This is a genomic window from Pantoea wallisii (assembly GCF_002095485.1).
Taxonomy (GTDB): domain Bacteria; phylum Pseudomonadota; class Gammaproteobacteria; order Enterobacterales; family Enterobacteriaceae; genus Pantoea; species Pantoea wallisii.
On sequence record NZ_MLFS01000030.1, the window covers coordinates 25,468 to 38,391 of the forward strand.

A 12,924-nucleotide genomic window follows, 5' to 3' on the forward strand; every position below is an offset into this window, starting at 1 on the left:
TGTGTAGTTGCCTGGTTTCCCGCGAAAAAGGGGGCGCGGGTAAAAAAGTGTTCTCACAATGTTATGCGGATACGAAGCGATAAACCGTATCAAATAATAAATTATACTTAATCATTTTTACGCTAAAAATGGAAATGTTTTTGTTCAAAACATCGTAATTTTTGACCAAAAGCCATTTCCGGCACATCCTGCCACATCACTGTTCATTTTTTAAGCTGACCATTTCTTAATCTGATTGGTTAGCGTTAAAGTTACTGCAAAAATGCCATTTATACTGTGCCAGACGGCTTTTTTCCTGCTTTCTCAGGGGTTAATTTTGCTGCACAAATAGCGTGAAAAATGCGGTCCGCTTTTCGGCGCCAGTAAGTGCTTAAACGCGGCTGTACATTTATTCGGCATCCAACAAGAATCCTTTAACTATTTCATCATGTCGCTAATGATTTCTCAGTGCGTCAATAAATGAAAAATTGCTGAATGCCCGTTTAAAGCGATGGATAACTACCTTTACAGGTGCATCCGTAATAACAGGTATTTAATGTCGATTTTTAGAATTTTAATAGATTATTAAACCACTTTTAATAGTTAAAAATGCGTTTTACGCCAGCCAGACGGTAAATGAGTGGCTATCACGCCAAAACCTGGCGCTGCCCTTCTTTTGTTCCGGTGAGAAGAGTAAATTGGGCAGGTTTGATTTTTGAGGCAGGTTAAAGGACTCTGCCCGTAAAGGCGGTAACGATGAATTTTCAAATTGATAAATCCGGCAAGCTGGAAAATGTCTGTTATGACATCCGTGGTCCGGTACTGAAAGAAGCAAAGCGTCTTGAAGAAGAAGGTAATAAAGTTCTCAAGCTCAATATCGGCAATCCTGCGCCGTTTGGTTTTGAGGCGCCTGACGAAATCCTGGTTGATGTGATCCGTAATCTGCCGAGCGCACAGGGCTACTGCGACTCGAAAGGGCTCTACTCAGCGCGTAAAGCGATCATGCAGCACTATCAGGCACGCGACATGCGTGACGTGACGGTTGAAGATATCTATATTGGCAACGGCGTGTCGGAGCTGATTGTGCAGGCGATGCAGGCCCTGCTGAACAGCGGTGATGAGATGCTGGTGCCTGCGCCGGATTATCCGCTGTGGACCGCCGCGGTTTCGCTGTCGAGCGGCAAAGCGGTGCACTATCTGTGCGATGAGTCCGCTGACTGGTTCCCGGATCTGGATGACATTCGCAGCAAGATCACTCCGCGCACGCGCGGCATTGTGATCATTAACCCGAACAACCCAACCGGTGCGGTCTACAGCAAAGCACTGCTGATGGAGATTGTTGAGATTGCGCGCCAGCATAATCTGATCATCTTCGCTGACGAGATCTACGACAAGATCCTCTACGATGAAGCACAACACCACTCGATTGCTGCTTTAGCGCCGGACCTGCTCACGGTCACCTTTAACGGTCTCTCCAAAACCTACCGCGTTGCCGGCTTCCGTCAGGGCTGGATGGTGCTGAACGGTCCAAAGAAACATGCCAAAGGGTACATTGAAGGGCTGGAGATGCTGGCATCAATGCGCTTGTGCGCCAACGTTCCCGCGCAGCACGCTATCCAGACCGCGTTAGGGGGTTATCAGAGCATTAATGAGTTCATCACGCCGGGCGGACGCCTGTATGAACAGCGTCAACGCGCGTGGGAACTGATCAATGATATCCCTGGCGTAACCTGCATGAAGCCGCAGGGCGCGCTCTATATGTTCCCGCGTATCGATCCGAAGAAGTTCAACATCGTTGATGACCAGAAAATGGTGCTGGATTTCCTGCTGCAGGAGAAAGTACTGCTGGTGCAGGGTACGGCGTTTAACTGGCCGTGGCCCGATCACGTGCGCATCGTGACGCTGCCCCGCGTGGATGACCTGGAGATGGCGATCAACAAGTTTGGCCGCTTCCTGCAAGGTTATCGTCAGTAACGTTAACGTCACGCGCAGTATGAAGGTATATACTGTGTGCATTTCGGGGAAGGCCTACCCTTCCCCGCCGTGCAACAGGAACCTTTTCATGAGCCGTAGCCACTTTTTCGCCCATCTTTCTCGCCTCAAACTGATCAACCGCTGGCCGCTGATGCGCAATGTGCGCACCGAAAACGTCTCAGAACACAGCCTGCAGGTCGCCATGGTTGCGCATGCGCTGGCAATCATTAAGAACAAAAAATTTAACGGCAATCTGAATGCCGAACGCATCGCGATGCTGGCGCTGTACCACGATGCCAGCGAAGTACTGACCGGCGATCTCCCTACTCCGGTGAAGTATTACAATGCGCAGATTGCTCATGAATATAAGAAGATCGAGAAGATAGCCCAGCAAAAACTGATTGAGATGCTGCCACCCGAGCTGCAGGAGGCGTATCGGCCGCTGCTGGACGATCACCTCCACAGCGAAAGCGAGCAGGCGGTGGTAAAACAGGCGGATGCGCTCTGCGCCTATCTGAAATGCCTGGAGGAGTTATCGGCAGGTAATAATGAGTTCCTGTTGGCTAAAGCCCGACTGGAGAAAACGCTGGCGCAGCGGCGTTCGCCGGAGATGGATTACTTCGTTGAGGTGTTTATCCCCAGCTTTAGTTTATCGCTGGACGAGATCTCGCAGGATACCCCGCTGTAAAAACGGGCCGCACGGGCCCGCATGATTAAGCTTTCAGCGTAAGCGTAAAGCAGCCGGATGCATCCCGGGCAATCTGGAGCGGCTCAAGATTGTCAACGCGCCAGGTGACCTCATCCAGACGCGGTACATCGCCATGCGGATTCACGGCAACCACCGCACTGCCCGCTTCCAGACCGGCAATGATGCCCGCCGGTGCATCCTCAACAACCACACACTCTGCGGCCTTCAGCCCAAGGCGCTGCGCACCCAGCAGGTAGGGTTCAGGATTGGGTTTCCCCAGTTTGATGTTCTCTGCAGTAATGAACACCGCCGGCATGGGCAGCCCGGCAGCCTTATGGCGCGCATGCGCTACCGGCACTGAGCCGGAGGTGACAATTGCCCAGGGAATGCTGAGCTCATTCAGAGTTGCCAGCAACGCGTGTGCTCCGGCAATCGCCTGAACACCTTGCGTATCTTCGGCTTCCAGGCGCTCCAGCCAGCGAAATTCAGCCTGAATCGCCTCTTCCGGCTGGCCCGCCATAAAGTGACGCAGCGAGTTAATCGCCGGTTTACCGTGTATATAGTTCAGGACCGTTTCCGCTGATAAACCGTGGCGCTCGCCCCACAGTGACCAGGCACGAACCACGGCTGGCAGGGAATCCACCAGCGTACCGTCTAAATCAAACAGAAAGCCCCTGTACTTCACACGTTACTCCTTATTCAGGCATTGAGAATCTGCGCAATTTCATTTGCGCTAAGGTGATACTGACGCGGGCAAGTGTGCCACACCGCCAGCATACGTTGGTATTTTTCCCACATCGGCGTTTGCGCGTTGAAACCGTGCGTGCCGGAATCGAAGTGGGTATAGCGCCCTTCAACACTCACCATAAAGCGTACATATCCCAGATAACGCGCTTCGGTGGCGGCATCGAAGCCAAGGAAGGCCAGCCGGCGCGGCTCAATATTGCAGGCCTCTTTCAGGTTGGAGAAAGAGACCTGCATTGCATGGTGCATCTCCATGATGTCGATCAGCGTGCGGCAGGTGGCTTCGCTGAGTTCGCCAAACTCTTTGTCCAGCTCGCGCAGCTGCAGGCCATAGCCGCGTTCAATGATCGTCTGATAGCGGCGATAGCGCTCGGCGTTGTCCGGCTCCAGCATGGCCATCATTTGGTATTGATTGGAGAGAATGAGTCGCTGTGCGTGGGTCATTTCCATGGTTTACTCCTGGCCGGCGGCCGATTAAGAATTAAACACTGCAGAAATGATTGCACAACGAAAGTGATGCGTGTGGTCCCGCATCACTTTTCTTTGATTTGAACCCGGATGTGGCGCAAATTTTTCCGAAGGCGACAGCGAATCGCGATCAAAGATCGTCAAGGAAGGTGCGATCGAGCTGCTTAAAGGCGCGCCGCAGAACATCCGCCAGAGCCTGATAAGTAGGCTTGCCATCAACCGGCGCAATCGCCTGCCCTGCCTCTTCAAGTTTTGTGCGCACTTCATGGAACCAGCTCAGCAGCGTTGGCGGCAGTGGCGTCACTGAACGTTTACCCAGCCACCATAATCCCTGCATTGGCAGGCTGCAGGCAAACAGCGCGGTCGCGATCGCCGGACCCAGTTGCCCCCCAGCGCAATTTGCCACGTCAGGGTGAACACGGCCAGCGGCGGCATGAAGCGAATGGCAAAGCGGGTCACATTTGCAACGCGGTTTTCGGGGAACACCGGCGCCAGACGTTTGTCGGCCGGCCAGGTTTTCATGTAGTGCTGACCGCGCTGAAATAAGTCGAACCAGCCCGGATTGCCTGCGTCATTCGCCATGATACACCTCAACTAATACTGCAAAATTTAAAATAAATTTATAACTACACAACTTTACGTGACATCCTTCAAAAGTTTTTGTCTTTGCGGATGACAGTGAGTATTCTGACGCCGTTTTAGCAACATTACCGGAAGCTTCTGCGTAATAAAAGTGCAGTCTGGAGCCATGTTCGCTAAGTGGATTTCAAAAATCCGCGTAAAATTACCGAAATTTTTTGCGTGTCGGTTTATTTTTGACTACCGCATGATGTTAATCATTAATCTACCAGCTTTCATGGGCTACGCTGTTAGTCTGATTGCGTTATTTTTAGCCACTATTTAACAAAATAGGTACTTCCATGTCGACGAAGTTAGTACTGGTTCTGAACTGCGGCAGCTCTTCTCTTAAGTTTGCCATCCTTAATCCTGCTTCCGGTGATGAGTACCTTTCCGGTCTGGCAGAGTGCTTCCACTTACCGGAAGCGCGTATCAAATGGAAACTCGACGGCAGCAAACAGGAAGCGCAACTTGGCGCTGGCGCAGCCCACAGCGAAGCGTTGAACTTCATCGTTAAAACTATTCTGGCACAAAAACCAGAGCTTTCGGCACAAATCGCTGCAATCGGCCATCGCATCGTACATGGCGGTGAGAAGCTGACCCAGTCTGTGGTGATTGATGAATCCGTTATCCAGGGCATCAAAGACGCCTCATCTTTTGCACCGCTGCATAACCCGGCGCACCTGATCGGTATTGATGAAGCGATGAAAAACTTCCCGCATCTCTCCGACAAGAATGTGGCAGTTTTCGATACGGCGTTCCATCAGACTATGCCTGAAGAGTCCTATCTCTATGCCCTCCCGTACAAACTGTATAAAGAGCATGGCGTTCGTCGCTATGGCGCGCACGGCACCAGCCACTACTATGTGACGCAGGAAGCCGCCAAAATGCTGAACAAGCCGGTGAGCGAACTAAACATCATCACTTGCCATCTGGGCAACGGCGGTTCTGTTTCTGCTATCCGTAACGGCGAGTGCGTTGATACTTCTATGGGCCTGACCCCACTGGAAGGCCTGGTGATGGGCACCCGCAGCGGCGATATCGATCCGGCCATTATGTTCTTCCTGCACGATGCGCTCGGCATGAGCGTGGATGCCATCAATAAGCTGCTGACCAAAGAGTCCGGTCTGCTGGGCCTGACCGAAGTCACCAGCGATTGCCGCTACGTGGAAGATAATTACGCTACCAAAGCAGATGCTAAACGTGCCATGGATGTGTTCTGTCACCGCCTGGCGAAATACATCGGCAGCTATACCGCGCTGATGGACGGTCGCCTGGACGCAGTTGTATTTACCGGCGGCATCGGCGAGAACGCGGCCATGGTGCGCGAACTGGCTCTGGGCAAACTGGCGCTGCTGGGCTTCGAGGTCGATCACGATCGCAACCTCGCTGCGCGTTTCGGCAAGTCCGGCTTTATCAATAAAGAGGGCACGCGCCCGGCAGTGGTGATCCCCACCAATGAAGAGTGGGTGATTGCGCAGGACGCCGCGCGTCTGACTGCATAACGCTTCTCTCCGTCAGCTCAGGCTGACGGAGCTGTTTTTGACACCCTGTAACACCAGGAGGTTTTAATCGTGTCACGTACTATTATGCTCATTCCTACCGGCACCAGCGTCGGCCTGACCAGCGTCAGCCTTGGCGTAATCCGTGCCATGGAGCGCAAAGGCGTGCGCCTGAGCGTCTTCAAACCGATTGCTCAGCCTCGCGCCGGTGGCGATGCCCCCGATCAGACCACCACCATCATTCGCAAAAACTCCGCCATTCCTGCCGCGATACCGCTGCAGATGTCACGCGTTGAGTCGCTGCTGGGTTCAAACCAGCAAGATGTGCTGATGGAAGAGATCATCGCCAACTACCATGCCAATGCGAAAGATGCCGAAGTGGTGCTGGTTGAAGGTCTGGTGCCAACGCGTAAACATCAGTTTGCCTCCGCGCTTAACTATGAAATTGCCAAGACCCTGAACGCCGAGATCGTGTTTGTGATGGCGCTGGGCAACGATTCACCGGCGCAGCTCAAGGAGCGCATCGAGTTAACGCAGAGCAGCTTCGGCGGCAGCAAGAACAAAAACATCACGGGCGTGATCATCAACAAACTGAACGCGCCGGTGGATGAGCAAGGCCGTACCCGCCCGGATCTCTCTGAGATTTTCGATGACTCCTCCAAAGCCAGCATCGCCAACATCGATCCTAAAACGCTGTTTGCTAACAGCCCGCTGCCGGTGCTGGGCTGTGTGCCGTGGAGCTTTGATCTGATCGCCACGCGCGCCATTGATATGTGCCGCCACCTCAACGCCGAGGTTATTAATGAAGGTGAGATCCAGACGCGCCGCGTCAAATCGGTCACCTTCTGCGCGCGCAGTATTCCGCATATGCTGGAGCACTTCCGTCCGGGTTCCCTGCTGGTAACCTCTGCTGACCGTCCTGACGTGCTGCTGGCAGCCTGCCTGGCGGCAATGAACGGCGTAGAGATTGGCGCCGTACTGCTGACCGGCGGTTACCAGATCGAAGAGCCTATCGCGCGCCTGTGCGAACGCGCCTTCCAGACCGGCCTGCCGGTGTTCATGGTGAAAACCAACACCTGGCAGACCTCCCTGAGCCTGCAGAGTTTCAACCTTGAAGTGCCGGCTGACGATACGCAGCGCATCGAGAAAGTGCAGGAGTACGTCGCCAGCTTTATCAATGCCGATTGGGTGGAATCGCTCACCGCGACCTCCGAGCGCAGCCGCCGTCTGTCGCCACCGGCCTTCCGTTATCAGCTGACCGAGCTGGCACGCAAAGCGGGCAAACGCATCGTGCTGCCGGAAGGTGACGAACCGCGTACCGTTAAAGCCGCAGCAATCTGTGCCGAGCGCGGCATTGCTACCTGCGTGCTGCTGGGCAATCCGGATGAGATCCAGCGTGTCGCGGCGGCGCAGGGCGTTGAGCTGGGCAAAGGCATTGAGATTGTCGATCCGGCGGTCGTGCGTGAGAATTACGTGCCACGCCTGGTCGAGCTGCGTAAGAGCAAAGGCATGACCGAAGTGGTTGCGCAGGAGCAGCTGGAAGATAACGTGGTGCTGGGTACCATGATGCTGGAGAGCGGCGAAGTTGACGGTCTGGTTTCCGGTGCGGTTCATACCACGGCGAACACCATTCGTCCGCCACTGCAGCTGATCAAAACCGCGCCAAACAGCTCACTGGTCTCTTCCGTGTTCTTTATGCTGCTGCCAGAGCAGGTGCTGGTTTACGGTGACTGCGCCATTAACCCGGACCCGAATCCGGAGCAGCTGGCCGAGATCGCCATTCAGTCGGCGGACTCTGCCAAGGCCTTCGGTATCGACCCGCGCGTGGCGATGATCTCCTACTCCACCGGGAACTCCGGTGCGGGCAGCGACGTGGAAAAAGTACGTGAAGCCACCCGCATCGCCCAGGAGAAACGTCCGGATCTGGTGATCGATGGTCCACTGCAGTATGACGCGGCGATCATGGAAGACGTGGCGAAATCCAAAGCGCCAAACTCGGCGGTTGCCGGTCGCGCTACGGTGTTTATCTTCCCGGATCTCAACACCGGTAACACCACTTATAAAGCGGTACAGCGCTCGGCGGATCTGATCTCCATCGGTCCGATGCTGCAGGGGATGCGCAAACCGGTCAACGATCTGTCGCGCGGTGCGCTGGTGGATGACATCGTCTATACCATCGCCCTGACGGCGATTCAGTCTCAGCAGGCTGAAGGATAACCTCCGCTCCTGCTGCTCAAAAGCACGCCTTACGGGCGTGCTTTTTTATTTCCGCGACGCTGCCGTCATGGTGAGCATTGCAGGCACTGGCAAAAATTCAGCCGCGCGCTAACACTGATATCACGCTCCCGTGACTTACGAGGTCAATAATGAACAGTGATGTGCATAGCCGTCGGCTGCAGGCCACGCCGCGTGGCGTTGGCGTGATGTGTGATTTCTTTGCGGTAAAAGCAGAAAACGCCACGCTGTGGGATCAGCATGGCCGGGAGTACATCGATTTTGCTGCCGGTATTGCCGTGCTGAATACCGGTCACCGTCATCCAAAAGTGATGGCTGCTGTGGAGCAGCAGCTGGCATGTTTTACCCATACCGCGTTTCAGATTGTGCCGTATGAGAACTATATCCACCTCGCTGAACGCCTCAATGCGCTGGTGCCGATCGGCGGTGCGGTGAAAACCACCTTCTTTTCCAGTGGCGCAGAGGCGGTGGAGAACGCGGTAAAGATTGCGCGCGCCGCCACCGGCCGTCCCGGCGTGATCGCCTTTACCGGCGCGTTTCATGGCCGCACCAACATGACGATGGCGTTAACCGGCAAAGTGGTCCCCTATAAAACCGGCTTTGGCCCCTTTGCCAGCCCGGTGTTTCACGCCCGCTATCCGAACGCCTTGCACAACGTGAGCGTGCAGGATGCGCTGGAGAGCCTCGACGCCATTCTCCGCAGCGATATCAGCCCGCAGCAGGTAGCCGCAATCATCTTTGAACCGGTTCAGGGTGAAGGCGGTTTTTATGTAGCACCGCCTGAATTTGTTACCGCGCTGCGTGCGCTCTGTGATAGCCACGGTATCGTTTTGATTGTTGACGAAATCCAGACGGGCTTTGCGCGTACCGGTAAGCTGTTTGCCAGCGAATATTACGCAGTGGAACCGGATTTGATCACTATGGCGAAAAGCCTGGCGGGCGGTTTCCCGCTGTCGGCCGTTGCCGGACGCGCGGCGATCATGGATGCACCAGAACCGGGCGGACTGGGCGGCACCTACGCCGGTAGCCCACCGGCCGTTGCCGCCGCGCACGCGGTGCTGGATGTCATCGCCGAAGAGCAGCTGTGCGCACGCGCTAATCAGCTTGGCGCGCAGTTAACGGAGGCGTTAAACGGCGCCGGATGTCGGGCGCTGGCTGAAGTACGCGGCTATGGCTCGATGATTGCTGCCGAGTTTAATGATGCCAGCGGCAGGCCTTCACCGGATATCGCCAAAACCATCCAGCAGCAAGCGCTGGCGCAGGGGCTGATTTTGCTGACCTGTGGCATACACGGTAACGTGATTCGTTTTCTCTATCCGCTCACTATACCCGCGCCACAGTTTAGCCAGGCGCTGAATATCATTACGCAGATTGTTCGCCAGCACTGATGTTGTGCTTCAGGTAGTAAGAAGAAGGGATATCGGTATGGCGGTCCGTCAGGACCGCCAGCACGGCAGGGCTCACCCTTTCAGGGCGAGTTGCTGCTGCAGCGTGTCAGGCATCGCCATTACGGCTCAGCCATAGCGACAGCGCTTTCAGGGAGTCGTCGGTGAACTCATCACAGCGGGCGGTGATCTCTTCGGGGGTCATCCAGAAGATCTCATCCACCTCCTCCTCCTGCATCGCAAACGGGCCATGTGATACGCAGCTGAACAAGCCGCCCCACACGCGACAGTGTTTATCTTCGAAATAGAACATACCGTGTTCAGCAAAAGGCACAGCAGCGATGCCCAGCTCCTCTTCCGCTTCGCGTCGGGCAGACTCCAGCAGATCTTCCCCGCTCTGCACCACACCGCCGGCGGTGGCATCCAGCTTGCCAGGCATAAAATCTTTGGTCTCAGTACGACGCTGCACCAGAATTTTACCCATGCCGTCATGCACCACAATATAGGTGGCGCGGTGACGCAGACACTGCGCGCGCATCTGCGCCCGGCTGGCCTGCGCAATCACTTCGTTCTCTTCGCTGACGATATCAACCCACTCAATACCGTCACCTGCCGCTTGATCCACCATCCGTAACCCTTTCTCTGTTTTCGGCGTGCCCAGGCACGCGCCTGTTTGCGATGCTTTATTAGAATGAGCGCTAAGGTAAAGCGTTCTTTTCGCCGCCGCAAGGTTTTAGCGTGCTTTACCCGACTCCGCCAGCCACAGCTGCACAGAGGCGCGCTGCCACTGGAATTCGGCATAGTGCTGCAGCTTCACCGGGAGCGGATCGCCGTGCAGCGCAAGGCGATTGATCATGACCGCCAGGTCGGTATCCGCGATTGACCATTCGCCAAACAGATTCTGCTGCCCGTCCGGTAACAGTCGCTGTACCGCCGTAATCAGCTTGCTGGCCGCCTGCTCCGCCGCGGGCGTCAGCGGCGCAAAGTGCTCACCGGCAAACAGCACTTCAGTGGGACGCTCCGATCGCAGCGCGGCAAAATCGCTGCGTAGCCAGGCCTGCATTTCACGCGCGTGCGCGCGCTTCTCGCGGTCACGCGGGTAGAGACGCTCAAACTCCGGCGCCGGAAAACGCTCCTCAAGGTACTCGGCAATCGCTGAAGATTCGTTGAGCACCAGATCATCAATTTGCAGAGCGGGCACGCGGCAGGTGAGCGACAGCGCGCGGTACGCCTCATCCAGCTGGGCATTTTTTGCAAGATCAATGCGTTTGAGAGAGAAAGGGATGCCCTTCTCCGTGAGCGCGACATAAACCGACATGGCATACGGGCTGAAAAAGCAAGAGTCGGACCACAACGTTATGGCTGGATAAGTCATCGGCTGCCTCAGGTAAGCGTCAGGTGTGCTTCTTATTTACCGACTTTTCCGCACTAAGGCAATGGTTGCGCTGGTCGGATCTTTCCCGCTGCGCCAGCGTAAACTTTCCCTTTTTCATCATAAGCGTAAGCACAGTCACGTTGTGCGCGCGCTTCTCTTCTATGCTCAATCCTGAGCAAATAAAAAATTCCAGGGAGGCTCAACATGCATCTGCTTATTACCGGCGGTACCGGCCTGATTGGCCGCCACCTCATTCCGCGCCTGCTGCAGCTTGGCCATCAGGTGAATGTGGTAACGCGTGATGTCGCGGCCGCGCGTGACAAACTTGACCCGCGCGTCATGCTCTGGTCAGGGCTTAACCAGCAAACGGATCTGAACGGTATCGACGGGGTAATCAACCTGGCGGGCGAACCGATCGCTGATAAGCGCTGGACCGAACAGCAAAAGCAGCGTCTGTGTGAAAGCCGCTGGCAAATCACCGAGCAGATCGTCTCGCTGATTCACGCCAGCCGCACGCCGCCCGCCTTTCTCATCTCCGGCTCCGCCACCGGTTTTTACGGTGACACGGGTGAGCTGGTCGTGACGGAGGACGATCCCGGTCACGATGAGTTTACGCATACGCTGTGCGATCGCTGGGAACAGCTGGCGCTGAAAGCAGAAAGCCCCAACACGCGCGTATGCCTGCTGCGCACTGGCGTGGTGCTGGCAAAAGAGGGCGGCGCGCTGGCAAAAATGAAGCTGCCGTTCAAACTGGGGGTTGGCGGACCCATCGGCAGCGGCAAGCAGTATCTGCCGTGGATTCATATCGACGATATGGTCAATGCCATATTATGGCTGGTGGATAACCGCCAACTGCGTGGCCCCTTCAACATGGTGGCGCCTTACGCGGTACGCAATGAGCAGTTTGCCGCCACGCTCGGCCACGTTATGCATCGCCCGGCGTTTATGCGTACGCCTGCCAGCGCCATAAAACTGATGATGGGTGAATCCGCCGTGCTGGTGTTAGGTGGTCAGCATGTGCTGCCAAAACGGCTGGAGGAGTCTGGTTTCGGCTTTCGCTGGTACGATTTGCAGGAAGCGCTGCAGGACGTAGCGGGATCGTCGTCCCACCCGTCCTGAGCTTCAGGCCTGTTTTGGCTGCCCGTTTGATGCAGTGATGCCGCCATCAACCGGCAGGTTTACGCCGGTGATGTAGCGTGCATCATCGCTGGCAATAAACGCAATCGCACTGGCGATATCATCCGGCTGGCCCGCCCGGCGTAGCGGGATGCGGTCGTAAAAGCGCGCCAGCAGCGCCTCATCGTCCTGCATATCTTCCGTCAGATCGGTAAAGGTAAAGCCCGGACAGATAGCGTTCACGCGCACGCCGTCAGCGCCGTAATCCATGGCCAGCGCGCGGGTAAAGTTAGTCACTGCGCCTTTGGCCGCATTGTAAACGCTCATCCCCCAGTCACCGCCCATTCCGGAAACCGAAGAGATATTAACGACGTTGCCTTTACTGCTAAGCAGCGCAGGCATGAAAAAGTGGGTGCAGTGGAAGACACCATCCAGGTCCACGCTCATCAGCGTTTTCCAGTCCTCAATCGAGACTTCATGAATTTTGCCCTGCACCACGCTACCCGCGTTGTTGACCAGCACGTCGGTGCGGCCATAGGTGCGCTGTACCTGCTCTGCCAGCTGCCGCACCTGCTCTGCATCAGCCACATCACAGGAGAGAGCCAGATGCTGCCCCGCCGCCAGCGTGCTTTTGACCTTTTCCAGCTTCTCCTGCGTTCTGCCTACCAGCACTACAGAAGCGCCCTCATGGGCAAAGCGCTGCGCCGCAGCGGCACCAATACCTGAACCTGCGCCCGTAATGACGACAACTTTCTGTGAAAAGCGCGACATATCTCCTCCTGAATAAATGGCTGTTGTGAGGGTTAAGCCTGGCAGCCCCGCGTCTCACTTCAAGCGAAG

Annotated in this window: 11 protein-coding genes and 1 pseudogene; 6 read left to right on the plus strand and 6 right to left on the minus strand. The window is 55.7% G+C overall.

Translation table 11 applies throughout. From position 1 onward, the window contains the following. Positions 1-735 precede the first annotated feature (735 nt). Both HA48_RS12070 and yfbR read left to right on the plus strand, forming a co-directional pair. A complete protein-coding gene (locus HA48_RS12070; protein WP_128601525.1) occupies positions 736-1,953 on the plus strand; it encodes a pyridoxal phosphate-dependent aminotransferase in 1,218 nt (405 codons plus the stop codon). 88 nt (positions 1,954-2,041) lie between these two features. After that, positions 2,042-2,641, plus strand: coding sequence for a 5'-deoxynucleotidase (gene yfbR / locus HA48_RS12075; protein ID WP_128601526.1), 600 nt, complete (start codon positions 2,042-2,044; stop codon positions 2,639-2,641). Positions 2,642-2,666: 25 nt separating this feature from the next. Here the strand turns inward: yfbR and HA48_RS12080 are convergent, their stop codons facing one another. From HA48_RS12080 to yfbV, 3 genes and pseudogenes are all read right to left on the minus strand, one after another. Next, a complete protein-coding gene (locus tag HA48_RS12080) occupies positions 2,667-3,326 on the minus strand; it encodes a sugar phosphatase (RefSeq protein WP_128601527.1) in 660 nt (219 codons plus the stop codon). Between the two features lie 14 nt (positions 3,327-3,340). After that, complete coding sequence (locus HA48_RS12085; protein WP_128601528.1) at positions 3,341-3,835, minus strand: YfbU family protein; 495 nt, start codon at positions 3,833-3,835, stop codon at positions 3,341-3,343. 148 nt (positions 3,836-3,983) lie between these two features. After that, positions 3,984-4,435, minus strand: a pseudogene (yfbV, locus tag HA48_RS12090) (terminus macrodomain insulation protein YfbV). 338 nt (positions 4,436-4,773) lie between these two features. Here yfbV and ackA point away from each other — a divergent pair. The 3 genes from ackA to HA48_RS12105 all read left to right on the plus strand — a co-directional run bounded on the left by ackA (position 4,774) and on the right by HA48_RS12105 (position 9,596). Next, positions 4,774-5,976: an acetate kinase gene (gene ackA / locus HA48_RS12095; RefSeq protein ID WP_128601529.1), complete on the plus strand. Its 1,203-nt coding sequence runs from the start codon at positions 4,774-4,776 to the stop codon at positions 5,974-5,976. Between the two features lie 69 nt (positions 5,977-6,045). Next, a complete protein-coding gene (gene pta / locus HA48_RS12100; RefSeq protein ID WP_128601530.1) occupies positions 6,046-8,190 on the plus strand; it encodes a phosphate acetyltransferase in 2,145 nt (714 codons plus the stop codon). Positions 8,191-8,339: 149 nt separating this feature from the next. Further along, entirely contained in the window at positions 8,340-9,596 is a 1,257-nt protein-coding gene (locus HA48_RS12105; RefSeq protein ID WP_208613131.1) for a 4-aminobutyrate--2-oxoglutarate transaminase, read from the plus strand. 106 nt (positions 9,597-9,702) lie between these two features. Here the strand turns inward: HA48_RS12105 and yfcD are convergent, their stop codons facing one another. Next, complete coding sequence (gene yfcD / locus HA48_RS12110) at positions 9,703-10,221, minus strand: NUDIX hydrolase YfcD (RefSeq protein ID WP_128601532.1); 519 nt, start codon at positions 10,219-10,221, stop codon at positions 9,703-9,705. A 105-nt stretch (positions 10,222-10,326) separates the two neighbouring features. Then, on the minus strand, positions 10,327-10,968 hold the full coding sequence (gene yfcF, locus HA48_RS12115; protein WP_128601533.1) for a glutathione transferase: 642 nt from the start codon (positions 10,966-10,968) through the stop codon (positions 10,327-10,329). A 204-nt stretch (positions 10,969-11,172) separates the two neighbouring features. Here yfcF and HA48_RS12120 point away from each other — a divergent pair, with 204 nt between their 5' ends. Next, positions 11,173-12,087, plus strand: coding sequence for a TIGR01777 family oxidoreductase (locus tag HA48_RS12120; RefSeq protein ID WP_128601534.1), 915 nt, complete (start codon positions 11,173-11,175; stop codon positions 12,085-12,087). A 3-nt stretch (positions 12,088-12,090) separates the two neighbouring features. On the opposite strand, the gene budC is transcribed toward HA48_RS12120, so the two are convergent. Continuing rightward, entirely contained in the window at positions 12,091-12,855 is a 765-nt protein-coding gene (gene budC, locus HA48_RS12125; protein WP_128601535.1) for a meso-2,3-butanediol dehydrogenase, read from the minus strand. Positions 12,856-12,924: the final 69 nt, after the last annotated feature.

Bases quoted from the DNA above. Each gene is read 5' to 3' on its own strand.
- HA48_RS12070 (WP_128601525.1), top strand. From the start codon at position 736: ATGAATTTTCAAATTGATAAATCCGGCAAGCTGGAAAATGTCTGTTAT.
- yfbR (WP_128601526.1), top strand. From the start codon at position 2,042: ATGAGCCGTAGCCACTTTTTCGCCCATCTTTCTCGCCTCAAACTGATC.
- HA48_RS12085 (WP_128601528.1), bottom strand. From the start codon at position 3,835: ATGGAAATGACCCACGCACAGCGACTCATTCTCTCCAATCAATACCAA.
- ackA (WP_128601529.1), top strand. From the start codon at position 4,774: ATGTCGACGAAGTTAGTACTGGTTCTGAACTGCGGCAGCTCTTCTCTT.
- HA48_RS12105 (WP_208613131.1), top strand. From the start codon at position 8,340: ATGAACAGTGATGTGCATAGCCGTCGGCTGCAGGCCACGCCGCGTGGC.
- yfcD (WP_128601532.1), bottom strand. From the start codon at position 10,221: ATGGTGGATCAAGCGGCAGGTGACGGTATTGAGTGGGTTGATATCGTC.
- yfcF (WP_128601533.1), bottom strand. From the start codon at position 10,968: ATGACTTATCCAGCCATAACGTTGTGGTCCGACTCTTGCTTTTTCAGC.
- HA48_RS12120 (WP_128601534.1), top strand. From the start codon at position 11,173: ATGCATCTGCTTATTACCGGCGGTACCGGCCTGATTGGCCGCCACCTC.
- budC (WP_128601535.1), bottom strand. From the start codon at position 12,855: ATGTCGCGCTTTTCACAGAAAGTTGTCGTCATTACGGGCGCAGGTTCA.